Consider the following 23872-nt stretch of genomic DNA (forward strand, 5'->3'; position numbering starts at 1 on the left):
GATGGCAGAGAAGTTTAAGGAACAGGCGATTATTATCCGCCAGGAAGAAATTGCGGATGACATTTACAGTATGTGGCTGCGTACGGAAGAGATTGCAGCACATGCAAAAGCAGGTCAGTTTGTATCTGTATATTGTAATGAAGGAAGCAGACTGCTTCCAAGACCAATCAGTATCTGTGAAATTGATAAAATGGATAATGCCATCCGTCTGGTATACCGTAAAGTTGGAAAGGGAACAGAAGAGTTTTCCGGTATGCATACCGGCGGAATCCTTAATATAACAGGACCGCTGGGAAATGGATTTCCGAAGAAAGAAAAGAAAGCGTTCTTAATTGGCGGTGGAATTGGTATTCCACCAATGTTAGAGCTGGCAAAAGAATTGGACTGTGAAAAGCAGATGGTACTTGGCTTCCGGGATGAACTTTTCCTGATGGATGAATTTCGTGAAGAAGGGGAAGTCTATGTGGCAACTGAGGACGGAAGTGCCGGGACAGAAGGAAATGTATTGGATGCCATTCGTGAAAATGGGCTGACAGCAGATATTATCTATGCCTGCGGACCAAAGCCGATGCTGGCAGCTATTAAGGAATATGCAAAAGAGAAACAGATTGAGTGCTGGATTTCCATGGAAGAACGTATGGCTTGTGGAATCGGAGCCTGCTTAGCCTGCGTGTGCCAGTCTAAGGACAAGGACGAACATTCCAATGTCAATAATAAACGTGTATGTAAAGAAGGACCGGTTTTCCGGGCTGAGGAGGTGGAACTTTAATGAATACAAGAGTGAATCTGGCAGGAGTATTATTGAAGAACCCGATTATGACAGCATCCGGAACCTTTGGCTCCGGTCAGGAATACAGTGAATTTGTAGATTTGAATAAACTGGGTGCAGTAGTGACGAAAGGTGTTGCCAATGTACCATGGCCGGGGAATCCGACCCCTCGTGTGGCAGAGGTGTATGGTGGAATGTTAAATGCTATCGGTTTACAGAATCCTGGTATTGATGTATTTGTACAGCGTGATATTCCGTTTCTTACCCACTATGACACACGCATTATTGTAAATGTATGTGGTAAAACAACATCCGATTATATAGAAGTTGTGGAAAGACTCTCCGATCAGCCGGTAGATATGCTGGAAATCAATATTTCCTGTCCAAATGTCAAAGAAGGCGGCATTGCCTTTGGACAGAATGCAGCTTCTGTAGAAGAAATTACAAAAGAAGTGAAAAAATATGCAAGACAGCCGGTTATTATGAAATTGAGCCCGAATGTAACGGATATTACAGAGATGGCAAAAGCGGCAGAAGCAGGCGGAGCAGATGTAATTTCCCTGATTAATACACTGACTGGAATGAAGATTGATGTAAACCGCAGAAAATTTGCTTTGGCAAACAGAACTGGTGGGATGTCCGGACCGGCAGTGCATCCAATTGCAGTGCGTATGGTATATCAGGCAGCTCAGGCAGTGAATATTCCGATTATCGGAATGGGAGGTGTACAGAGCACGGAAGATGCATTGGAACTGATACTGGCAGGAGCAACCGCAGTATCTGTGGGAACTGCAAACTTTACCAATCCTACCGCAACGATTGATATTATCAATGGTATACAGGATTATATGGAAAATAATGGAGTTGAAGATATCAATGAACTGATTGGTGCAGTCACTGATTAATGGGACTGTTTTTGATGCTGCCGGAGAGATAAAATGATGTCCAGAGATAAAAGGTAAGTAATGTAATTGCCAGAAAGGATAGAAACAGTGGAAAAGATTTGGAATTTCTTTGAAAATCTTGATGAACTTGTATATGTCTCAGATGTTGATACATATGAACTTGTGTATATGAACCGGAAAACACGGGAAAACTTTGGATTTCAGACCCAGGAGGAAATAAAAGGAAAGAAATGTTATGAGGTGATGCAGCATAATGCCGCCCCTTGTAGTATGTGCAATAATCAGGAACTGGTAGAAGGTGAGTTTAAAGAATGGAAGTATTATAATCCGGTTCTTGGCAAACATCTGTTGTTGAAGGATACTATGCTGGAACAGGATGGTCGACGTTACCGGGTAGAAATTGCACTGGATGTCAGCAACGAAGAAAAACAGGGAAGTCTGATTCAAAACTATGAAAATATGGAGGCTATTATAAATGAGGGCATAAGAATTTCGTTAAATGCCCCTACATCAGAACAGTCGCTGGAAATTATCCTGGAATATCTTGGAAAGGCATTGAATGGAGAACGTACCTATATTTTTGAAAAAAACTTATTGGGAAATGACGATAACACCTATGAATGGGTAGCGAATGGTATCAGGCCTGAGAAAGATAATTTGCAGAATGTTCCGGCTGAAGTATGCGAGAACTGGTACCGCAATTTTAGGGAAGGCAAAAATATTATCATTGGTAATCTGGAAAATATACGTGAGAGTGATCCACTGCAGTATGAGAATCTGAAACAACAGAATATTTCAACACTGGTAGTAGTTCCACTGTATGAAGGTCAGAAAATCATCGGTTTTTATGGAGTTGATAATCCTCCCGAAAAAATGTTGGATTATACTTCTAATATGCTTCAGATTATGGGATATTTTATTGTCTCCAGCATCAGAAGGCGTAATCTGGTGCGGGAATTGGAACGGATGAGCTATAGTGACCAGCTTACGAAACTTGGAAACCGGTTCGCCATGGAACAGTATGTTACAGATGCATCAGGGACTTCATGCTTTGGTGTGGTGTATTGCGATATTACAGGACTGAAAAGGGTAAATGATACTTTAGGTCATCAGGCAGGTGACCAGCTCATTCTGCGTGCCGGCGAATTACTCCGTGAGGAATTTTCAGACTATGGACTGTTCCGTATTGGAGGGGATGAACTTCTGGCACTGTGTGCAGGTATCGGAGAAGAGGAACTGAAGCAGCGGATAGAACGTATGAAGGCTGGCATGAAGAAAAAGGATGTAGTAATGGCAGTCGGATCAGTATGGCAGGAAAGCTGGGAGCGTGGATTTGACCTCTTGCTGATGGAAGCTGAACGCAGAATGTATCAGGAAAAAGCAGCTTATTATAATAATGCAGGTATAGACCGGCGCCATTAAGAAAAATGCATTGAGGTTTTCAGGGAAGTATGGTAGCATAAGAAATTAGGTAAAAGAAAAAAGTGATATTTCACTGTTGACATATTCAGGAGGTTTCATACATGGAAGCATATAAGAAAGAGTTTATTGAATTTATGGTGGAGAGTGAGGTTTTGAAATTTGGTGACTTCACATTAAAGAGTGGAAGAAAGTCTCCATTCTTTATGAATGCAGGTGCATATGTAACCGGTTCACAGTTATCCCGCCTTGGAGAATATTATGCAAAAGCAATTCACAACCACTATGGTACCGATTTTGATGTGCTGTTTGGACCGGCATATAAGGGAATTCCGCTTTCTGTTGCAACAACAATCGCATTCAGCCGTCTTTATGGCAAAGAGATTCGTTACTGTTCTAACCGTAAAGAAGTAAAAGACCATGGCGATACCGGAATTTTGCTTGGAAGCAAAATCAAAGATGGTGACCGTGTTGTTATTATTGAGGATGTAACGACATCCGGAAAATCTATTCAGGAAACATTCCCAATCATTCAGGCACAGGGAGATGTAACCATTCTTGGACTGATGGTATCCTTAAACCGTATGGAAAAAGGACTTGAGACAGACAAATGCGCATTGGATGAGATTCAGGAGAAATATGGTTTTCCTGCAAATGCAATTGTCAGCATGGCAGATGTGGTAGAGTGTTTATACAACCGTCCTTGTCAGGGCAGGCTTATCATTGATGATAAGATGAAAGAAGCAATTGATAAATATTATGAGCAGTATGGGGCAAAATAAACAGCAAAAATGAAATGGGGAAAAGGAATTGAGTCAGAAGACGAGAAAACTGCTTCGTATCGGAGCATGGATTTTATTCGTAATATATCTGGGTCTGCTTTGCTATTTCCTGTTCTTCTCAGAAATGATGGGAAGAACCTATTCCGAAAGAAGCTACCATTATAATCTTATGCCCTTAAAAGAAATCAAGCGGTTTATTATTTACCGGAAGGTACTGGGGACGAAAGCAGTCTGCTTTAACCTTCTGGGAAATATTGTCGCTTTTATTCCTTATGGAATGCTGCTGCCATTACTGGCACATAATCAGAGAAAGTTCTACCGGATAGTGCTTTTGAGTTTTGACTTCAGCCTGCTGGTGGAACTGGTACAGCTTGTATCCAAGGTAGGAAGCTTTGATGTAGATGATCTGATTTTAAATACCATCGGCGGGGCAATTGGATATGTTGGATTTTTGCTGGCAAATCATATCCGGTGTCACAAATTTGAGCAGAAAGAATAGACTTCGGTACAATATGGTATCGGGAGAAAGAACATGAGAAAAAGACGAAGAGGATACAGAAAATATAAATTTACAGAAAAAACACTTTCGAAAAGAGGAATTACAGCACTTGTTCTGGCATTACTGTCACTGGTCAGTTTTGTGGTGATGGTAGTTCTTGCATTCAGAAGTGCCGGTAATTTAAGCATATACATAGCCTGCTATGGAATCCTGGCCTTTTTTGCAGCATTAGCCGCAGTGATTCTTGCAATTATAAGCCTGAAGGAGGAAAATTCATTTCGCAGCATTCCGTATGCTGCTACATTTTTCTCGATTTTTTCACTGCTTATCTGGATAGCTGTCTATGCAGGCGGTATTCTGTTGTAGGCAAAATTAGAAATATAAAGGATATAAAGTATGGAATATCAGAATTTAAACGCAGAAGAAAGAGAAGCAATTACAGAACGACTGGATTTGGTAACGGAACGGATACATGAACTTGCGGCAGAACCGGAGGTTTGTGAGCCGTTCCGTGCTTATTTTAAAGGAACGGCAGCATTTATTGTAAAAACGGAAGAAGTATTGCGGCAGGTATTAAATGACAGCTTCTGCAGCCAGAGCAGGGAAACATTACAGAAGATAAATGAAGCATTGTATGAGGATATTTTGCCGGAGCATTATAAAGAAAGCTATGCCAACCCGGATTATGCCTGTGAAACATTGGGAGAGGAATACGGCACACTCCTTAGCATGCTCTATGCAGAGCTTCGGAACCTGATCCCTTATGCTTATGAGGGCGATGTGGAAGCCTATACCTGCTTCTGTGAATTGTTTATCCAGGTTTATACCTGTTTTAATGACGAAGAGGGAACAACCCCGAAAGAAGTGCAGCAGGCAATTTACTGGTTCTTCCACGATTACAGTGAATTATTTACAGAGCGCAGCGTCTGTGAAATGGTAGATGCCAGCCGGGATTTCTTTACCCGGATTGTAATGGATTCTGATTTACAGGATTTAAAATACCTTTATTATTATGGAGAACCAGTCGGAGAAAATGAAATCCGTATGGCAGAATATATGAACCAGCTTCCGCAGGAGAAGATTCAGGCAATGGCAGATACTTATACGGAAGGCTACCGGATTGGCTTTGTTACCACTGGAAAAGACTTATCCATAAAATCTACCGTAAATGTGGAATATGCCATCGGAATGGAACGCATGGTGCGGGCAGCGATTGCAAATTTTGAGAAGATGGGATTAAAACCGACGATTTACCGGGAGGCGTTTTCTTCCTTCCGTAACCGCGGCAATTCCAAGCGGGGCTGCTATGCGGCTTCTGTGAACCGTCAGTTTGATTATGACCATAAAGCAGATAAAGCAGTATATTTAGATAAAGCCTTTGTGGAACGCCGATTAGAGACACTCCGGACTGTATATGAAGATAAGAAAGAACTTGCAGCAGGCTACGCAGGTCCGGCTGTAATCGAGGTGTTCGGAGAGCCGTTATTTGAACCGGAAAATAAAAAAACTGCCTGCCATTACAGTGATAAGCAGAATGAATTAAATGTCTATTATGCGTCACAGGCTGGGCAGATTACCAATCAGTATATTAAGGGAGAGGAAAGAAGCTTTACGATTATTGCTTATCCGCTCCCGCAGATTGGCAGCAACTTTGAAGAAATCTTTGATAAGACGGTAGAATTAAATACACTGGATTATACCCTGTACCGGGATATGCAGGCGAAAATTATTGAAGTATTAGACCAGGGAGTCCGGGCACATATCAAGGGAAAAGGCAATAACGAAACAGATATGACCGTGGAATTATACCGCCTTAAGAATCCACAGGAAGAGACTATCTTTGAAAACTGCGTGGCAGATGTCAATATTCCGGTAGGGGAAGTATTTACTTCACCGGTGCTGACCGGAACCCACGGAGTACTGCATGTATCTTATGTCTATCTTAACGGACTCCGGTATGAGAACCTGAAAATGACGTTTGAAGATGGAAAAGTTGTGGATTACAGTTGCAGTAATTTTGACAGTGAAGAAGAGAACCATAAATATATTTATGATAATGTGCTGATGCACCATGATACGCTGCCGTTAGGGGAGTTTGCTATTGGAACCAACACCACGGCATACCGGATGGCAAAGGACTTTGATATTGCAGATAAATTGCCGATTCTGATTGCAGAGAAGACAGGTCCACATTTTGCAGTGGGAGATACCTGTTATTCCCAGGCAGAGGATACGCCGGTTTATAATCCGGATGGCAAAGAAATTGTGGCAAGGGATAATGAAATCTCAATTCTTCGGAAAGAAGACGAGAGTAAGGCATACTTTAACTGCCATACGGATATTACGATACCGTATGATGAATTAGACTGCATTTATATTGAACGGGCAGATGGCAGTACCGGGGATATTATAAGAGATGGCAGGTTTGTAGTACCGGGCACAGAAAAACTGAATGAGCCGTTGGAAAATAAGACTTCATTTCCGGCGTAAAACAGTGTATACTAAAAGGACAAGTATCTATGAGAAAAGGAGAAAGAAAATGGCAAAAGTAGGAATTGTAATGGGCAGTGATTCAGATATGCCTGTAATGGCAAAAGCAGCAGATATTTTGGAACAGCTTGGAATCGAGTATGAGATGACAATTATTTCCGCACATCGTGAGCCGGATGTATTTTTTGAATATGCAAAGAGCGCAGAGAGCAAAGGATTTAAAGTAATTATCGCAGGAGCAGGAATGGCAGCACATCTTCCGGGAATGTGTGCAGCAATCTTCCCTATGCCGGTAATCGGAATTCCAATGCATACCACATCTTTAGGCGGAAGAGATTCTCTTTATTCTATCGTACAGATGCCGACCGGTATTCCGGTAGCAACCGTTGCAATCAATGGTGGCGCAAATGCAGGAATTCTTGCAGCAAAGATTCTTGCAACATCAGATGATGCATTATTGGCACGATTAAAAGAATATTCTAAGAATTTAAAAGAGCAGGTAGAAGCAAAGGATAAGAAGCTTCAGGAAGTCGGCTACAAAGAATACATGAAATAGCAGGCGTAAGTGAGTCAGTATGCCTTTATCGTTGACGAGCGGCGAAATCATTAGATAAGAATAGTGAAATAGAGGAAAAAGAAAAGGGTAGAGAGAAAAAAGTTTTAAAAATAAGGTTGAGGAGAATACGAATGAAAACAACACTGATTATTATGGCGGCAGGCATTGGCTCCCGTTTTGGCGGCGGAATTAAGCAGCTTGAGAAAATGGGACCAAATGGCGAGATTATTATGGACTATTCCATTTATGACGCGGTGGACGCAGGTTTTGATAAGGTTGTATTTATCATTCGCAAGGATATTGAGGCGGATTTTAAAGAAATCATTGGAAACAGAATCGGAAAACAGGTAGAAGTAGATTATGTATTCCAGGATATCAATGATATACCGGAAGGCTTTACAGTGCCGGAAGGCAGAACAAAACCATGGGGAACCGGTCAGGCAGTATTATGCTGCAAAGGCGTAGTGAAGGAACCATTTTTAGTCATCAATGCAGATGATTATTACGGAAAAGAAGCATTTGTAAAGATGCATGATTTTCTGGTAAATCATGAAGAGGATAAGGAAAGATTCCGCCTTGGAATGGCTGGATATATCCTGAAGAACACACTGAGTGATAACGGAACCGTTACCCGTGGTGTCTGTGTGGTAGATGAAAAGAGTGGCTATCTTGAAAAAATTTTAGAGACACACAGCATCTATGCCGATGAAAAAGGAAAAGTACATTGTGAAGAAGCTGATGTGGCAGAATGGATTCACCCGGATGTAAATGTATCTATGAACATGTGGGCTGGCTATCCGGATTTTATTGATTATCTGGAAGAGGGCTTCCGTGAGTTCTTAGCACATATTGAAGACAATCCGATGAAGAAAGAGTATCTGCTGCCAAATATTGTGGAATTGCTTTTGAATCAGGATAAGGCAACCGTAAAAGTTTATGAGACAGCAGACCGCTGGTTTGGAGTTACTTATTTAGAGGACAAACCATTTGTTGTGGATTCCATCCGCGGACTGATTAAAGACGGTGTCTATCCGGAAAATCTTTGGGCATAGAATTGGAGGATTGTAACATGAAAAAGAAGAGAATTGTGATTGCATTAGGACATGAAGCATTGGGAACAACACTTCCGGAACAGAAGAAAGCAACCAAGCTTACCGCAAAAGCAATCGGAGATTATATTAAGGATGATTGTCAGGTAGTTCTTTCCCACAGCAATGGACCACAGGTGGGAATGATACATACTGCAATGGCTGAATTCGCAAGAATTTATCCAGAATATACTGCTACTCCGATGTCTGTCTGCTCTGCTATGAGTCAGGGCTATATCGGATACGATTTGCAGAATGCCATTCGTACCGAGTTATTAAACCGTGGAATTTACAAACCGGTATCTACTGTTTTAACACAGGTAACCGTAGACCCATACGATGAAGCATTTTATCATCCAACCAAAATTATCGGCCGTGTCATGACAGAGGAAGAGGCAGAAGCAGAAGAGAAGAAAGGGAACCATACGGTAAAACAGGGCGATGGATACCGCCGTATCGTAGCAGCTCCAAAGCCAATGGACATCGTAGAAATTGATGCCATCCGTGCACTTTCCGATGCAGACCAGGTAGTAATTGCCTGTGGTGGTGGCGGTATTCCTGTATTAGAGCAGGATAATAATCTAAAAGGTGCCAGCGCAGTCATTGAAAAAGACCTTGCAGCAGGCAGACTTGCAGAGCTTTTAGATGCTGACCAGCTCATTATCTTAACTAGTGTAGAGCGGGTATGCTTAAATTATGGTACAGCCAATGAACAGCCATTGGATGAGATGACCGTAGAAGAAGCAAAACAGTATATGGACGAGGGACAGTTTGAAGAAGGAACCATGCTTCCGAAGATTCAGGCAGCAATCGATTACATCGGCAATTCTGCAGTCCGTTCCGTACTGATTGCAAACTTAGAGGAAGCATTAGATGGTGTCAGCGGATTAAAGGGAACTTTGATTCATAAGTAAGATGATATAGGGAAATGTGAGGGAATCTATGAGAACATCAGAAAGAAGCACATTCCATAAGGGCAGCAGGCACTCGGCAGTTACCGTATGCCTGTTGCTTGTTATGTGTCTGGTATTTCTGACCGCTTGCGGGAAGGATAAAAAAGACGATACAGTTGCGAATGTGAATACCGAAGAAACATTAACAAATACAGAGGTACCAACAACAGAAAATGTAATTGACACCGAAGAAGTTGTAGATACGGAAACAGAAACAGAGACTGAAACAGAGCATGTTCCGGCAGTATTGAATCCGGATACGGTAGTTTATGCAGAAGAGACTGTTTATACGACAACAAGAGTCAATGTGAGGTTAGAACCTTCTACCGATGCAGAGATTTATAAGAAATTATCTGCAGGAAAAGAACTTACCCGCACTGCAAATGATGGAAGCTGGAGCCAGGTTTCATTGGATGAAGGAACTTATTATATAGCATCCGATTATCTGACCACAGAGAAGCCGCAGGAGCCGGTAGCATTGACTGGAAGTGCGGGAACCGGAATTACATCCGGAAGCGGTGGACATGTCATCTGCATTGACCCGGGACATCAGAGCAGAGGAGACAGTACACCGGAGCCGGTAGCACCGGGATCTTCTGAGACCAAGGCAAGAGTAACCGGAGGAACATCCGGCGTTGCAACCGGACAGACAGAGTATCAGCTTAATTTATCCGTCAGCTTAAAATTGCGGGATGAACTGGTAGCAAGAGGTTATACCGTAGTCATGACAAGAGAAACCAATGATGTGAATCTCAGTAACAGCGAGCGGGCAGCCATTGCAACCAATGCGGGAGCAGAAGCATTTGTCCGTATACATGCCAACGGATCTACCAACAGCGGAGCCAATGGGGCTATGACAATCTGCCAGACGGCGTCCAATCCGTATGTAGGAAGCTTTTACAGCCAGAGCCGCTCTCTTTCCCAGAATATACTGGACAGTCTGTGTGCACAGACCGGTGCAAAGAAGGAATATGTGTGGGAGACTGATACCATGAGTGGAATTAACTGGAGTACCGTACCGGTAACAATTGTAGAAATGGGATATATGACAAATCCCACCGAAGATTCCAATATGGCAACGGACTCTTATCAGACTCAGATTGCACAGGGAATCGCCAATGGGATTGATGCTTATTTTGCCGGTAATTAGGCAAGATAATTAATGACAGCAAAGAGAATGAGATCTTCTTTTGGAGAAGCATTTGCAATGCTGTGGGACTCTCCGCTTTTGCAGACGCAGGTATCACCGGCTTCTAAAGCAACGATGGTTCCGTTATCGTCATAGGCTGCATGACCGGAGAGAATGGTGATGATTTCTTCTTCCCCTTCATGCATATGCTTTCCGAGAGAACAGCCCGGTCTTAAGATGAGTTTTGCAATCATCTTGGCTGGGCTTTCATAGTCTATAGGATTGACGGAACGGATAATCTCAACGGTGCCGGTTCCGCCTTTCATATTTTCGTTAAAAATATGTTTTAATTCAGATGCTCTATGATACATATATTACCTCCTGAATAGTTGTGCTATGCATTACAGTATAGTCAGTGAGCAGTCAAATGTAAATATGTATTGTGATAGAAAATTATTGCCAATAAGAATGAAAAAGAAATACAGGAGACCTTTATGAATTTATTATCAGCAGAGAATATAACCAAGACATTTACCGGAAGAAAGTTATTTTCCAATACCTCCTTTTATTTGCAGGAAGGAGAGAAAGTCGGAATTGTGGGAATTAACGGAACCGGAAAATCCACTTTACTGAAAATGCTGGCAGGCTTAGAGGAACCGGATGCTGGAGAAATCACCAAGGCAAATCATGCGGTAATCCGCTATCTTCCGCAGATGCCGGAATTTGGGGAAGAAGAGACGGTCTTAGAAAGTGTACTGGTAGCGGCACACCGGAAAAATCAGGCAGATGCTTCCGGGGAAGATTATCAGATGTGGAATTTAGAGAGCAAGGCAAAATCCATGCTCACAAGACTTGGCGTATATAATTTTGAAGAAAAGACGAAAAACTTATCCGGTGGAGAAAGAAAACGTCTGGCTCTTGTGGCAGTACTTTTAACACCCTGCGATATTCTGCTGTTAGACGAGCCTACCAACCACCTGGATGCAGATATGGCAGAGTGGCTGGAAGGATACTTAAAGGGCTTTAAGGGAACACTGATTATGGTAACCCATGACCGGTATTTTCTGGACAGCGTATGTAACCGTATTGCAGAAATTGATAAAGGCTCCATTTACAGTTATCAGGAAAATTATTCCGGTTATCTGAATCTGAAGCAGGAGCGCATGGATATGGCAGTTGCCGGGGAACGGAAGCGGCAGTCCATCCTTCGCAAGGAGATCGCCTGGATGCAGCGGGGCGCAAGGGCAAGGTCTACCAAGCAGAAAGCCCATATCAAACGTTATGAGAATCTTAGAGACCAGTCGGGACCACAGTTTGATAAGCAGGTGGAATTAAGCTCGGTTTCCAGCCGTATGGGAAAGACGACGGTAGAGCTTCATCATATCAGTAAATCCTATGGAGAAAAAAAGCTGATTGAGGATTTTTCCTATATCTTTCTTAAGAATGACAGAGTCGGATTTGTGGGACATAATGGATGCGGTAAGACCACTTTGATGAAGATTATCGATGGCAGGGTAAAGCCGGATGCCGGAGAACTGGTTATCGGACAGACCATAAAGATAGGCTATTATTCCCAGGAGATTGAAAAGGATGCATCGGCGGGAGTTGCCTATATGGATCCGTCTTTAAAGGTTATTGAATATATCCGCAATACGGCAGAATATGTCCGGACAGAGGATGGACTGGTGTCCGCATCAGCCATGTTGGAGCGTTTCTTATTCCCACCGGAAGAACAGTATGGCGTTATCGGAAAACTTTCCGGTGGAGAAAAGCGGAGACTGAATCTGCTTCGTGTATTGATGGAAGCACCGAATGTACTGATTTTAGACGAGCCGACCAATGATCTTGATATTACCACACTGGCAATCTTAGAGGATTATCTTGATAATTATGATGGAATCGTCATTACAGTATCCCATGACCGGTATTTCCTTGACCGTATCGCAAAGCGGATTTTTGCATTTGAACAGGGAAACATAAGACAGTATGAGGGCGGTTATACGGATTATCTTGCCAAGCGGCCGGAGGATGAGACAGCAGTGGGAAATGCAGGCACAGAGACTTCCGGGAAGAAAGCAGACCAGACGGAAAACGCAGATGCCACAGAGAATGCCGAAAAGAAGGATTCCAAGGCGACCTGGAAGAGCGGCAGGAAGTTGAAATTTACCTGGCAGGAGCAGAAGGATTATGAGACCGTCGAGGACGATATTGCAGCTTTGGAAGCAAAGTTAGAAGAACTGGATGAGAAGATGGGAAGCTTTGCCAGTGATTTTGTAAAATTAAATGAGCTGACCCAGGAGAAGATAAAAGTGGAAGATGAATTAGAGCATAAGATGGAACGCTGGGAGTATTTAGAAGAACTGAATGCCAGGATAAAGGCTCAGGACAAGTAGGAGATAAGGCTATGGAGAAGGAAAAAACAGTAAGAATATTATGGATTATGCAACGGTTACACTCTTAGATGCAGAGAATGCCATTGAAATCATCGACCAGACAAAGCTGCCGGGAACGATAGAACTAATCCGGTTAAAGAGTGCACAGGAAATCTGGGATGCCATTTATTTATTAAAAGTCCGTGGCGCACCGGCAATTGGTGTGGCAGCAGGCTTTGGCATTTATCTTCTGGCAAAAGAAATTGAAACAGAGGATTATGAAGTCTTTTATGAAACTTTTCAGAAACAGAAAGAATATTTGAATTCTTCCCGTCCTACCGCAGTCAATCTCTCCTGGGCATTAAACCGGATGGAGAGGGTCTGCATTGCAAATAAAAATAAGCCGGTTGCAGAGATAAAAGAATTGCTTCATAAAGAAGCCCTTGAGATTCAGGAAGAAGATATCCGGGTCTGCAAAAGTATCGGAGAACACGGGCTGACACTGGTGAAGCCGGGTGATGGTATTTTGACCCATTGCAATGCCGGACAGCTTGCCACCAGTAAATATGGAACTGCTACAGCACCGATTTATCTGGGGGAAGAAAGAGGTTATCATTTTCATGTATTTGCAGATGAGACAAGACCTCTTTTGCAGGGGGCGAGACTTACTTCTTTTGAACTGCATGCAGCAGGGGTGGATGTGACCCTGATTTGTGATAATATGTCTGGCACCGTTATGAAACAGGGACTGGTACAGGCAGTATTTGTAGGCTGCGACCGGGTGGCAGCCAATGGAGACACCGCAAATAAAATCGGAACCTCCGTTGTGGCAACGGTAGCAAAGCGGTATCATGTACCTTTTTATGTCTGTGCACCGACCTCTACCATTGACTTAAATACAGCAACCGGAGATGATATCTGCATTGAAGAGCGTCCGGCAGAGGAAGTGACGGAGATGTGGTATCAGGAGCGGATGGCACCGGAAGGCGTCAAAGTATACAATCCGGCATTTGATGTGACAGATCACGATTTAATAAGCGGAATTGTAACAGAGTATGGAATCGCAAGAGAGCCATATACGGAGAGCTTAAAAGAAATCCTTTCGAAGAGAAATGCATAAGGTATCAATTTTTGTGCAAACTGATATCTTGAAAAGTATCTATCAGTAAGGTATGATAGTAATAATGAGGTTTTAATAAAAATATAGGCGGTGTCGATCACGTACACCGCCTGTTTAGCGAAAAGAGGGAATAGAAATGGCAATAAAGTTTCAGAAAGAGCCAATGAATGCGCATTCATCCATAAAGCATGTAATCGGCGTAGTCAGCGGTAAAGGTGGTGTTGGAAAATCTTTTGTCACAGCATCCATGGCAGCCGCTATGCGTAAGAAAGGTTATGAAGTAGGTATTATGGATGCCGACATTACCGGACCATCCATTCCAAAGATGTATGGAATTCACGGAAAAGCAGTCGGAGATGGAAAAGAGATTCTTCCGGCAGTGGCAGAAGACGGAACCAGGATTATGTCTGTAAATTTATTGGTTGATACAGAAGAAACACCGGTTGTATGGCGTGGACCAGTCGTTGCCGGCGTAGTAAAGCAGTTCTGGAGTGACGTGGTATGGGGTGACATTGATTACCTTTTCGTAGATATGCCACCGGGAACCGGAGATGTTCCACTGACTGTATTCCAGTCTCTTCCGGTAGAAGGAATCATTATCGTAACTTCTCCGCAGGAACTGGTTCAGATGATTGTAAAGAAAGCATATAACATGGCAGGGATGATGAATGTTCCTGTCCTTGGAATCGTTGAAAATTACAGCTATTTAAAATGTCCGGATTGTGGAAAAGAGATTTCCTTATTTGGAGAAAGCCATATTGATGAAATCGCAGCAGACCTTGATTTGTCCGTTCTTGGAAAACTTCCATTGGATCCGGCATATGCAAAAGCTGCCGATGCAGGACAATTTTATACTATGGACAACCCATATATTGCCAAAGCAATTGAGGCGTTGGAACAAATTTAGATAATAACAGGTAATCTGCCATTTCGGTGGGTTACCTGTTTTATGCGGGAAAATATGTTTCCCGTAGTTAAAGCGGATGCAGCATAGCAACAGAAAAATGTATGAAAAGCACCGCAGAAGTGGGAAATAAAATTCCACGGATATCACACATTATATTTTAAGGAGGAGCTTTCGTTATGAACGAACGAAAAGACGCAATTCGCGACGCACGGACACTTGGTGTTCCAAAGATGCTGTTGTTAGGACTTCAGCACATGTTCGCAATGTTTGGCGCAACCATTCTTGTGCCGATTCTGGTGAACAGCTATTTTAAGGGAGAAGGCCTTTCCGTACAGGTTACTTTAATCTGTGCTGGTCTTGGAACTTTATTCTTCCACCTTTGTACCAAATTAAAAGTACCTGCATTCTTAGGTTCATCCTTTGCATTCTTAGGAGGATTTTCTACGATTGCACAGTTGGATACCGGAGTCTTTGCAGACATGACCATGGGAGAGAAGCTTCCATATGCCTGTGGTGGTATTGTTGTTGCAGGAGCTTTATATCTGATTCTTGCACTTGTTATCAAAGTCGTAGGAGTAAAGAAAGTAATGCGTTTCCTGCCACCTGTTGTAACAGGACCAATCATCATCTGTATCGGCCTTTCCCTTGCACCATCTGCAGTAAACAATGCATCCACCAACTGGATTCTTGCACTGATTGCACTGGCAGTTATCATTATCTTTAACATCTGGGGAAAAGGAATGTTCCGCATTATCCCAATTCTTTTAGGTGTTGTCATTTCCTATGCAGCAGCACTGATTATGCAGGCAGCAGGACTGACTAATCCGGATGGAAGTGCTATCTTAAACTTTACCGAAGTAGCATCTGCAAGCTGGGTAGGACTTCCTCCATTCCAGTTATGCAAATTTAACCTGACTGCAATCTTGGTTATGGCACCAATCGCACTGGCAACTATGATGGAGCATATCGGAGATATGTCTGCAATTTCTGCAACTGTTGGTGAGAACTTCATCGAAGATCCGGGACTTCACAGAACCTTAATCGGTGACGGACTTGCAACCGCATTTGCAGGTATGGTTGGTGGTCCTGCAAATACTACATATGGTGAGAATACCGGTGTATTGGAATTAAGCCGTGTGCATGACCCTAGAGTGATCCGTATTGCAGCTGTATTTGCAGTTATCTTAAGCTTTATTCCGAAAATGGCTGAAATCATTGGTTCTATGCCATCTGCAATCATCGGTGGTGTCAGCTTCATGCTTTATGGTATGATCTCTGCAATCGGTGTCAGAAACGTAGTAGAAAATCACGTTGATTTTACCAAATCCCGTAACTTAATCATTGCAGCAGTAATCTTAGTCAGCGGACTTGGATTTTCCAATGGACTTACCTTTACCATTGCAGGAACCAGCATTACCTTAACCGGACTTGCAATCGCAGCTTTAGCTGGAATTATCTTAAATGCAATCTTACCTGGTAAAGATTATCATTTCGGAGATGATCCAAAGGCAGATGCCAACCGTGGACTTGACATGAATCCGATTCAGGAAGAAGATATTCAGTAAGTAATAAAAAGCAATTTATGTAGAAAGAAACAGGTCATGTTCAGCTTGTGAGGGCTGGGATGACCTGTTTTGCGTTGCTTGGGAATGGCTGGAGTTTAGTTTTTTAATATTTCATTAAGTTGTTTCGAAATCAAAGGAAACACGGTATACTATAAGCAGCAGTAAAAGTGATGAAAACGTACGGAAAGAAGAGGAACATATCATGTTAGAACAGTTATTACATATAGATGGGCAGATTTTATTATGGATACAGGAGTATCTGCGATTCCCGGCATTGACTTCCGTGATGAAGGATATTACGAATCTTGGAAATGCTGGAATCTTATGGATTCTGATAACCATTGTGCTTTTGTTGGACAAGAAGACGAGAAACGTAGGCTATATGTCGGCACTGGCATTAATTGGTTCGTTAATTGTAGACAATATTATACTTAAAAATCTGGTGGCAAGAACCAGACCCTATGAAGTGGTTGATGGATTGAAACTTTTAATTGAAAAGCAGTCAGATTATTCTTTCCCATCGGGACATACCGGAAGTTCTTTCGCATCAGCAATTGTATTATGGAAAGAGCTTCCTAAAAAATATGGAGTAATGGCATTAATTGTAGCTGTTCTGATTGCATATTCACGGTTATATGTAGGAGTACATTATCCGTCAGATGTGTTGGCAGGAGTGGTGATTGGAACCGTACTGGCGTTAGTTTCGGTATGGCTGGTAAAAAAGATTCAGGGACAGAAGAAACTTGTGAAGTAAGAGAAACATTTCTGAACTAGAGGCGAAAAATAGAGAATGATAGGAAATAGAGAAGAGCCAGAAAACAGAAAACAGACTCAAGGCAGGAGGAGAAGGATGGAATTACAGCAGGCGGTGGAATTATCAAAGCGGGTTCAAAATGAAATCAAAAAAAGCGTAAAAGGAAAAGATGATTGTATCCGGAAGGCATTCTGTGCAATTTTAGCAGGAGGACATATTTTAATTGAAGATGTACCGGGAGTGGGAAAGACAACGCTGGCACTGGCTTTTTCGAGGGCATTGTGCCTTGAAAATCACAGAGTACAGTTTACACCGGATGTACTGCCGGCAGATATTTTGGGATTTTCTATGTATGATAAGGAGCAGGGCGGCTTTTATTATCATCCGGGTGCAGTCATGTGCAATCTGTTTTTGGCAGATGAAATCAACCGTACTTCTCCAAAGACCCAGTCAGCCCTGTTAGAGGTTATGGAAGAGGGAAAAGTGACGGTAGATGGCATCAGTCATCCGGTTCCGAAACCATTTCTTGTAATGGCAACCCAGAATCCGAAGGGAAGTGCCGGGACACAGATGCTGCCGGAATCCCAGTTAGACCGTTTCATGATTTGTATGAGCATGGGATACCCGGATTTGAAAAGTGAGATTGAGATTGCCAAAGGAAAGAGCATCGGACAGAGCTATGAGAGCATAGAAGGTGTGATGACAGGGGCGCAGCTGCAGGCAATGAAAGAAACCGTAGAAAATATTTTTATACATGACAGAATTTATGAATATATGATGGCGCTGATTCATGCCACCAGAAAAAATCCTTATATTGAGCTGGGCGTCAGTCCGCGTGGAATGGTGGCACTGACGAAAATGGTGCGTGCCAATGCATTTTTTAATGAGAGAGATTATGTGATTCCGGCTGATGTAGAGGATGTTTTTTATGATGTCACAAAGCATAGAATCGTATTAAATACCAAAGCACGGGTCACCGGGGTGTCCGGGGAAGCAGTTCTTGAAAAAATTATGGAAGATACCACAAAACCAACTTCATTTAAGGGAAAAGAGTAGCCTATGGCAGCAGGACTGATACTTGTACTTATTGTTGGTGCATTAGGATATCTTGGAATCATTTATACCAGCCCGGCATTGATGCTTTTGGCGATTTGCTGCGGAGTAATGCTGTTTTTAGGCTATGGCTATATTTTATATATGATGCTTCGGGTAAAATGCCGGATTCAGATTCCGATTGTTATGGCAGAGCAGGAAGAAGGCGTTATGATCTGTGCGGTGACGGAAAACCGGAGCAGGCTGCCATTGCCGAAGGTAGTATACCGGATGGATTACCGGAATTCTTTTGGCAGGAAAAAAAGAATATTATCCATACAGGCGGCAGCGGATGCAAAGAGCAGCAGCCGGATGAGCGTGGAGGTAGCAGCAAAAAGCAGTGGAAATTATACATTCCGGCTGGTTCGGGTAAGATTTTATGGTCTGCTTGGAATCGGCTATCTGACCAGGTATGTGCGCTATGAGGAATGACTTTCCATTATGCCAAAGATAATGCCGGTAATGATAGAGGTGGGATTAGCATCCCGGTATTTTCAGGGGGAATCGGAAGTACATGATGATAAAACCGGGGGAGATGACGTATCTGAGGTATTTCAGATCCGTTCCTTTCAGCCGGGAGATAAAATCCAGAATATCCACTGGAAGTTATCTGCAAAAGAAGAGGAATTAATGGTGCGGGAAAACAGCCAGCCGATGGGCTGTCCGGTGGTGATTCTTCTTGACATCAGCGGAGGGCAGAAAGAGACGGAGAAGCAGAGAAACCACTTTTTTGAAATGGTAATTTCGATTTCTTTTGGACTGGTGGAAAAACAGTGCCCTCATTATATCGCATGGTATGATGAAAAGGAACATGACCTCATCCGGGTAAGGGTAGATAAGGAAGAGAAGGTATATTATTTTATTCTGCTTTTGTATGGAGCGGTTCAGAGCCGGGAAAAGATGGATATTGCACTTTTATATCAGGAGAAATACCGGGGTGAGACAGCAGTTACAAAGATAGAAATGAACCTTGCAGGAAAACTTATTGTGGCAGGAACGGAAATAGAAGATTTCGCAAAAGCGGAGATTAGAGTATGAGAAAAAAGAAGAAAACATATGCATCGGTTATGAAAAAGACTGGAAACATACGGTATTCGCAGAAAGGACGGCGGGCAGGAAAAATTGCATTGCCGCCGCAGGTCATGCGTGTGGGAATGCAGAGCCTGCTGGCTGTACTTTGGGAGCTTTCCATGTTCTTTATATTTGGAGACATCTTTCTGACTAACCGGTTTGGAAAGCCTGTATTGATATGGGTTTCTGTTTCTGCGGCAGCATTGACGTTTTCTTTTTCCTATTTTAAGAAGGCGGACAAGTGGCTGCTGCCTGTGGGAGAACTGCTGGTGGGACTGGTGCTTAGCCGGAAAGAGCTTTACCCAGGGCTGGCAGGACTGATCCGGCTGGTAGTGCAGAAAATCAATATGTACTATAATGTGCAGATTGTATCCGGATTTGAACGGTATCTTGATTTAAATCCGGTGGTAGAAGTAACAGCATGGCTGTTAGTTATCTTGTCTATTCTGCAGATTTATTTTCTGGTGGTAAGAAAACGGCTGGCTGGAGTGTTGATTCCACCGCTACTCCTTATAATGCTGGATTTTGCGGTGGGCTATGCACCATCAAAGCGGGCATTGATTTGTTTCTCACTGGCTGCAGCAGGAAGCTTTGGTTACCGGGCTGCCGGCCGGGTGGAATTAAAGCAGTTGGAATATCTAAGACAGAAAGCAGTATGCCTTTTTCTGGTGGTGGCGGTAGCTGTTTCTTCGCTGGTATTTAGAGTGGCAGAACCGAAAGCCAAAGAAATGGTGGCAAGAAGAAGTGAAATTGAAAAAACTGCACAGGATATGGTAACAGAAATGGCAATGACAGCTGCCAATCTTTTGGCAGAAATTCCTTTTGGTAAAGATATTTTCTCCTTCCATCAGCCGGGACGGGTCAGCAATATGGCACCGGAATTTGAGGACAAGCCGGTTATGGAAGTGACTGCTTATCAGATACCGGATGATACGGTATATTTAAGAGGTTATGTAGGCGATTATTACAAAAATGGAAGCTGGAAGACTTATGATTCCAGTGATTTTGTGACTGCCATGCAGGAAGCAGACAGCAGTCTTAAGGAACAGACCGCGGGACAACAGGTACAGAATATTCTGGCATATACCCAGAGCTATTATACCTATTACTGGGATACCATTTACCGGGTGCAGTATTTTGATAAGAAAGACCCCTATGCATACCTGCCATACTATACGTTGGCAAGCTATTATCAGGATGAACGGCAGCCCGCCGGGGTTCTTATGGATGGAGACCGTACTGTGCTCCGAAATGGCAATGACGTTCTGGAAGTAGACGGAACCATAAGAAACAGCATGTCACATCTTTATATGAATGCTTTGTTTACAGCAGATTTGGCAGATGGTGCTTATGTGGACCGGAATGAGACACTGAGCGAATCGGAAGTAAATGAAATTATAGAGAATATGAATAGCTGGCGGTATGATTTGGCTGGGTTTAACAGCAAATTACCGGAAGACGAATGGGCATTTATAAAGAAATATAATGAGTATACGGAAAAATATACGTATGTGCCGGAAAATCTCACAAGAATCCGGGAACTGGGAAATCAGTTGGAAGCGGAGTATGAAAGAGATTATTCGGATTTTGTAGATAACCGATTTACTGAGAATGGTACTTATTATGATAATATTTATAACTTTAAGGAAATCTATGCAGTCTATCTGGTGAAACGGGAACTGGCGAAGTGTAACTATAATCTGGATTTGGACAATGTGCCATGGGGACAGGATGTAACAGAACATTTTCTGTTTGATACGAAGGAAGGCTTTTGTCAGCATTTTGCCAGTGCTGGAACACTGCTTCTGCGGCAGATGGGAATTAAGGCACGGTATGTCAGCGGCTATGCTGTAAGTACATCGAAGTTTAAGAAGGACAGTGATGGTAATTATACGGCAGAGGTTCTTGATAATCAGGCACATGCCTGGACGGAAATCTATATAGACAGTGTTGGCTGGGTGCCGGTGGAAATGACGCCGGGAAATAAAACCGGCATTGACCGTCTGGAGATTCAGCAGGAAAGTGACAGCATTACCATCCGGATGAATGATGGCAGAACAGCAGACCTAATTACGCTGGAGCGAAGTGATTATCAGGACAGTTCCAAAGATGACAGTCAGTCGGATTTATCCGGCAGCGGAATGCAAAATACGGAAAATCAGAATACAGAAAGTCAGGATACAGAAAACCCGGATACAGAAAACCCGGATACGGAAAATCAGGGCACGGAAAACCGGAATACAGAAAATTCCATGCAGGATGGCAATAAGGCAGGAAAACAGAATCAAAAGGAAAGCCGTTTAAAGGTCATTTTGATTGTTGTGGTAATCATAATTCTGCTTCTTGCAGCAGGTATCTGGTATTACTTAAGAGAGATAGAAGGAAAACGGAAGAAGGGAACACATAGTTACAAGCGTATCATCCGTTGGAATTCGAACCAGATTTATCGCATTTTACGGCGGAAGGGCATTGTAAATGCAAAAGTACAATCCGACCGGACATTCAGGGAACAGCTTTTAAATTATGGGGGCTGGAGCATGGAAGAAAAGGAGCGTTATCTTCAGATTCTTGAAGTGGCAGCGTATAGCCATAAGAAACTTACCAGAGAGGATGTGCAGTTTGTACAGAAGCTTTACCGGAAACTGAAAGAATAAAAAGAGAAGCTTTGCAAAAAAACAACAGCCGCGCCAGTGTATACACTGATACGGCTGTTGCGATGGCATTATACGGTTTCCGGTTCGTCGTAATCAACACCAAAGGTTTCTACGGTAACGGTTTTCATTCGCTGGTCTTCCATTGGACGGTCACTGTAGTCGGTTGCAACTTCTGCAATTTTATTTACCACATCCATGCCTTCAATGATTTTACCGAAAGCAGCGTAAGCACCATCTAAGTGTGGAGCATCCTTATGCATGATAAAGAACTGGGAGCCGGCAGAGTTTGGCATCATGGAACGAGCCATGGAAAGAACGCCTGCAGAATGCTTTAAGTCATTGGCAAAGCCATTCTGTGCAAATTCACCCTTGATACCATATCCTGGACCGCCCATTCCGGTTCCTTCCGGGTCACCACCCTGAATCATAAAACCGTTGATGACACGATGGAAGATAAGTCCATCATAAAATCCCCTGTTGACAAGGCTGATAAAGTTATTTACTGTGTTAGGAGCAACCTGCGGATATAATTCCGCTTTCATAATATCTCCGTTTTCCATTTCAAATGTAATAATAGGATTCTGAGCCATTGTAAGATACCTCATTTCTGTTCATTGAATTCATCCTGCATAACAGAATGTAGTTCTACTATAGCGGAAAAAGGCTTTTTTGTAAAGAAAGAGAGAAGGAAATATGTGTCACTGGAATACTGTAAACTGGAACTGTATCATACGAAAAGAAACATTAGAAGAAAAAATTTCTGAAGAAGAGAAACATGCATTAGCTTCCTACAAAAAGAACTGTCAGAGCAGAAAAAAGTGGAACTTCTTTTTACAGATGCTGATTTGGAAAAAGATATCACATTTTTCCTGAGCGGACATCATGTAAAGCCGGAGGAATGTATGCTGCTTGCAACAGAACCGGAAGAAGTGGCATGGGCGAAAAAGGATGCAGATGCAGACTCAGACCAGCTTACCATCATTGGCTATGAAGTACCGGATTTTTCAAAACAGATGCCTTTAAGCAATGTGGATATGCTGCTTCTTGGACTGGAAGAAGTGGACACAGAATTTTTACTTCGGACATTTCAGCGGAAGCATCATTTGCCGTGGCGGATACTAGAGACAAAGCGGTGCTATCTGAGAGAGATTACGTTAGATGACATGGACGATTTATTTGATTTATATAATAAGAAGGGAATCACCGATTATATCGAGCCCCTTTACGAAAGGCAGGAAGAGGAGGAGTACCAGAGAGCATATATTGAAAATATGTATGGCTACTATGGATATGGCATGTGGCTGGTAAGGGAAAAAGATACCCACCGGCTGATTGGAAGAGCCGGAATCGACTATCGCATGCTAGGAGAAGAAGAAATTATTGAGATGGGCTATGTCATTGCACCGGAATACCAGAGGCAGGGTTATGCATATGAGGTCTGTCAGGCAATCATGGCATGGGTAAAAAATAATCTTGAATTTCGAAGAATTGACTGTCTGGTGGAGCCGGGGAATGAAGCATCGTTGGGACTGCTTCATAAACTTGGCTTTCAGGAAACAGAGAAGATAAAACAGGATGGAAAAATATTCCGGCATTTCTGGTATTTTTATCCGTGATTGGAAAGTTAAGCGGCAGGAGACATTTTTATACATAATATAAATCTTTTTTTCATATATAGTACAAAGCGAAAATGTATCCGGAACATGATATAAAAAATAAGTTACGGATACAGACGCAGGGTACGAAG

23 protein-coding genes are annotated in these 23872 nt (G+C 42.7%); 21 read left to right on the forward strand and 2 right to left on the reverse strand.

Translation table 11 applies throughout. The annotated features are described in order from the left end of the window. The first annotated feature begins 1 nt into the window (after position 1). The 11 genes from DW059_RS02740 to DW059_RS02790 all read left to right on the forward strand — a co-directional run bounded on the left by DW059_RS02740 (position 2) and on the right by DW059_RS02790 (position 10611). Entirely contained in the window at positions 2 to 769 is a 768-nt protein-coding gene (locus tag DW059_RS02740) for a dihydroorotate dehydrogenase electron transfer subunit (protein WP_117697491.1), read from the forward strand. Further along, entirely contained in the window at positions 769 to 1674 is a 906-nt protein-coding gene (locus DW059_RS02745; RefSeq protein WP_117697493.1) for a dihydroorotate dehydrogenase, read from the forward strand. The genes DW059_RS02740 and DW059_RS02745 overlap by 1 nt, the downstream gene beginning before the upstream one ends. A gap of 87 nt (positions 1675 to 1761) precedes the next feature. After that, positions 1762 to 3096, forward strand: coding sequence for a sensor domain-containing diguanylate cyclase (locus DW059_RS02750; protein WP_242986067.1), 1335 nt, complete (start codon positions 1762 to 1764; stop codon positions 3094 to 3096). 101 nt (positions 3097 to 3197) lie between these two features. After that, entirely contained in the window at positions 3198 to 3875 is a 678-nt protein-coding gene (pyrE, locus tag DW059_RS02755; RefSeq protein WP_117697495.1) for an orotate phosphoribosyltransferase, read from the forward strand. A gap of 28 nt (positions 3876 to 3903) precedes the next feature. Next, positions 3904 to 4374, forward strand: coding sequence for a VanZ family protein (locus DW059_RS02760; protein WP_117697497.1), 471 nt, complete (start codon positions 3904 to 3906; stop codon positions 4372 to 4374). A gap of 33 nt (positions 4375 to 4407) precedes the next feature. Next, positions 4408 to 4740, forward strand: a complete 333-nt coding sequence (locus tag DW059_RS02765) for a DUF6142 family protein (RefSeq protein ID WP_117697499.1) — start codon at positions 4408 to 4410, stop codon at positions 4738 to 4740. 30 nt (positions 4741 to 4770) lie between these two features. Then, positions 4771 to 6864, forward strand: a complete 2094-nt coding sequence (locus DW059_RS02770; protein WP_117697501.1) for an aminopeptidase — start codon at positions 4771 to 4773, stop codon at positions 6862 to 6864. Between the two features lie 49 nt (positions 6865 to 6913). Then, complete coding sequence (purE, locus tag DW059_RS02775) at positions 6914 to 7420, forward strand: 5-(carboxyamino)imidazole ribonucleotide mutase (protein WP_022244165.1); 507 nt, start codon at positions 6914 to 6916, stop codon at positions 7418 to 7420. Between the two features lie 131 nt (positions 7421 to 7551). Continuing rightward, positions 7552 to 8472, forward strand: a complete 921-nt coding sequence (locus tag DW059_RS02780; protein ID WP_117697503.1) for a sugar phosphate nucleotidyltransferase — start codon at positions 7552 to 7554, stop codon at positions 8470 to 8472. Between the two features lie 17 nt (positions 8473 to 8489). After that, complete coding sequence (arcC, locus tag DW059_RS02785) at positions 8490 to 9422, forward strand: carbamate kinase (RefSeq protein ID WP_022244167.1); 933 nt, start codon at positions 8490 to 8492, stop codon at positions 9420 to 9422. 28 nt (positions 9423 to 9450) lie between these two features. After that, a complete protein-coding gene (locus DW059_RS02790; protein ID WP_117697504.1) occupies positions 9451 to 10611 on the forward strand; it encodes an N-acetylmuramoyl-L-alanine amidase in 1161 nt (386 codons plus the stop codon). Here the strand turns inward: DW059_RS02790 and DW059_RS02795 are convergent. After that, a complete protein-coding gene (locus DW059_RS02795) occupies positions 10608 to 10961 on the reverse strand; it encodes a cupin domain-containing protein (RefSeq protein WP_022244169.1) in 354 nt (117 codons plus the stop codon). The genes DW059_RS02790 and DW059_RS02795 overlap by 4 nt on opposite strands. A 123-nt stretch (positions 10962 to 11084) precedes the next feature. On the opposite strand from DW059_RS02795, the gene DW059_RS02800 reads away from it, so the two are divergent. From DW059_RS02800 to DW059_RS02840, 9 genes are all read left to right on the forward strand, one after another. Further along, positions 11085 to 12983: an ABC-F family ATP-binding cassette domain-containing protein gene (locus DW059_RS02800; RefSeq protein WP_117697506.1), complete on the forward strand. Its 1899-nt coding sequence runs from the start codon at positions 11085 to 11087 to the stop codon at positions 12981 to 12983. Between the two features lie 40 nt (positions 12984 to 13023). Continuing rightward, entirely contained in the window at positions 13024 to 14082 is a 1059-nt protein-coding gene (gene mtnA / locus DW059_RS02805) for an S-methyl-5-thioribose-1-phosphate isomerase (RefSeq protein WP_117697508.1), read from the forward strand. Between the two features lie 136 nt (positions 14083 to 14218). Next, positions 14219 to 14989, forward strand: a complete 771-nt coding sequence (locus DW059_RS02810) for an Mrp/NBP35 family ATP-binding protein (protein ID WP_022244172.1) — start codon at positions 14219 to 14221, stop codon at positions 14987 to 14989. 176 nt (positions 14990 to 15165) lie between these two features. Then, positions 15166 to 16554 (forward strand): uracil-xanthine permease family protein, encoded by a 1389-nt coding sequence (locus DW059_RS02815; protein WP_117697511.1) that lies wholly within the window; start codon positions 15166 to 15168, stop codon positions 16552 to 16554. 202 nt (positions 16555 to 16756) lie between these two features. Next, on the forward strand, positions 16757 to 17308 hold the full coding sequence (locus tag DW059_RS02820; protein ID WP_117697513.1) for a phosphatase PAP2 family protein: 552 nt from the start codon (positions 16757 to 16759) through the stop codon (positions 17306 to 17308). Between the two features lie 96 nt (positions 17309 to 17404). Next, the gene (locus DW059_RS02825) at positions 17405 to 18364 is read left to right on the forward strand and encodes an AAA family ATPase (RefSeq protein WP_117697516.1); all 960 of its coding nucleotides are present in this window, start codon (positions 17405 to 17407) and stop codon (positions 18362 to 18364) included. 3 nt (positions 18365 to 18367) lie between these two features. Continuing rightward, positions 18368 to 18832 carry a hypothetical protein gene (locus tag DW059_RS02830; RefSeq protein WP_117697518.1) on the forward strand — a complete coding sequence of 155 codons (465 nt, stop codon included), beginning with the start codon at positions 18368 to 18370 and terminating at the stop codon, positions 18830 to 18832. A 9-nt stretch (positions 18833 to 18841) separates the two neighbouring features. Then, positions 18842 to 19438 (forward strand): DUF58 domain-containing protein, encoded by a 597-nt coding sequence (locus DW059_RS02835; protein WP_117697520.1) that lies wholly within the window; start codon positions 18842 to 18844, stop codon positions 19436 to 19438. Next, positions 19435 to 22125 carry a transglutaminase-like domain-containing protein gene (locus DW059_RS02840; protein WP_117697522.1) on the forward strand — a complete coding sequence of 897 codons (2691 nt, stop codon included), beginning with the start codon at positions 19435 to 19437 and terminating at the stop codon, positions 22123 to 22125. The genes DW059_RS02835 and DW059_RS02840 overlap by 4 nt, the downstream gene beginning before the upstream one ends. A gap of 68 nt (positions 22126 to 22193) precedes the next feature. Here the strand turns inward: DW059_RS02840 and DW059_RS02845 are convergent, their stop codons facing one another. Continuing rightward, the gene (locus DW059_RS02845) at positions 22194 to 22715 is read right to left on the reverse strand and encodes a peptidylprolyl isomerase (protein WP_117697524.1); all 522 of its coding nucleotides are present in this window, start codon (positions 22713 to 22715) and stop codon (positions 22194 to 22196) included. A 228-nt stretch (positions 22716 to 22943) separates the two neighbouring features. Between DW059_RS02845 and DW059_RS02855 the strand changes: the two genes are divergently transcribed. Next, positions 22944 to 23741 (forward strand): GNAT family N-acetyltransferase, encoded by a 798-nt coding sequence (locus tag DW059_RS02855; RefSeq protein ID WP_147326022.1) that lies wholly within the window; start codon positions 22944 to 22946, stop codon positions 23739 to 23741. The last annotated feature ends 131 nt before the right edge of the window (positions 23742 to 23872 follow it).

It is taken from the genome of Roseburia sp. AF42-8, from assembly GCF_003435965.1.
GTDB classification, from domain to species: domain Bacteria; phylum Bacillota; class Clostridia; order Lachnospirales; family Lachnospiraceae; genus Roseburia_C; species Roseburia_C amylophila.

What these genes read in the sequence shown, in the direction of transcription:
- DW059_RS02830 (WP_117697518.1), top strand. Translation starts at nt 18,368, where the DNA reads ATGGCAGCAGGACTGATACTTGTACTTATTGTTGGTGCATTAGGATAT.
- arcC (WP_022244167.1), top strand. Translation starts at nt 8,490, where the DNA reads ATGAAAAAGAAGAGAATTGTGATTGCATTAGGACATGAAGCATTGGGA.
- DW059_RS02770 (WP_117697501.1), top strand. Translation starts at nt 4,771, where the DNA reads ATGGAATATCAGAATTTAAACGCAGAAGAAAGAGAAGCAATTACAGAA.
- DW059_RS02800 (WP_117697506.1), top strand. Translation starts at nt 11,085, where the DNA reads ATGAATTTATTATCAGCAGAGAATATAACCAAGACATTTACCGGAAGA.
- DW059_RS02825 (WP_117697516.1), top strand. Translation starts at nt 17,405, where the DNA reads ATGGAATTACAGCAGGCGGTGGAATTATCAAAGCGGGTTCAAAATGAA.
- DW059_RS02790 (WP_117697504.1), top strand. Translation starts at nt 9,451, where the DNA reads ATGAGAACATCAGAAAGAAGCACATTCCATAAGGGCAGCAGGCACTCG.
- DW059_RS02810 (WP_022244172.1), top strand. Translation starts at nt 14,219, where the DNA reads ATGGCAATAAAGTTTCAGAAAGAGCCAATGAATGCGCATTCATCCATA.
- mtnA (WP_117697508.1), top strand. Translation starts at nt 13,024, where the DNA reads ATGGATTATGCAACGGTTACACTCTTAGATGCAGAGAATGCCATTGAA.
- pyrE (WP_117697495.1), top strand. Translation starts at nt 3,198, where the DNA reads ATGGAAGCATATAAGAAAGAGTTTATTGAATTTATGGTGGAGAGTGAG.
- DW059_RS02780 (WP_117697503.1), top strand. Translation starts at nt 7,552, where the DNA reads ATGAAAACAACACTGATTATTATGGCGGCAGGCATTGGCTCCCGTTTT.
- DW059_RS02795 (WP_022244169.1), bottom strand. Translation starts at nt 10,961, where the DNA reads ATGTATCATAGAGCATCTGAATTAAAACATATTTTTAACGAAAATATG.
- DW059_RS02815 (WP_117697511.1), top strand. Translation starts at nt 15,166, where the DNA reads ATGAACGAACGAAAAGACGCAATTCGCGACGCACGGACACTTGGTGTT.
- purE (WP_022244165.1), top strand. Translation starts at nt 6,914, where the DNA reads ATGGCAAAAGTAGGAATTGTAATGGGCAGTGATTCAGATATGCCTGTA.
- DW059_RS02845 (WP_117697524.1), bottom strand. Translation starts at nt 22,715, where the DNA reads ATGGCTCAGAATCCTATTATTACATTTGAAATGGAAAACGGAGATATT.
- DW059_RS02740 (WP_117697491.1), top strand. Translation starts at nt 2, where the DNA reads ATGGCAGAGAAGTTTAAGGAACAGGCGATTATTATCCGCCAGGAAGAA.
- DW059_RS02840 (WP_117697522.1), top strand. Translation starts at nt 19,435, where the DNA reads ATGAGAAAAAAGAAGAAAACATATGCATCGGTTATGAAAAAGACTGGA.
- DW059_RS02765 (WP_117697499.1), top strand. Translation starts at nt 4,408, where the DNA reads ATGAGAAAAAGACGAAGAGGATACAGAAAATATAAATTTACAGAAAAA.
- DW059_RS02745 (WP_117697493.1), top strand. Translation starts at nt 769, where the DNA reads ATGAATACAAGAGTGAATCTGGCAGGAGTATTATTGAAGAACCCGATT.
- DW059_RS02820 (WP_117697513.1), top strand. Translation starts at nt 16,757, where the DNA reads ATGTTAGAACAGTTATTACATATAGATGGGCAGATTTTATTATGGATA.
- DW059_RS02835 (WP_117697520.1), top strand. Translation starts at nt 18,842, where the DNA reads ATGCCAAAGATAATGCCGGTAATGATAGAGGTGGGATTAGCATCCCGG.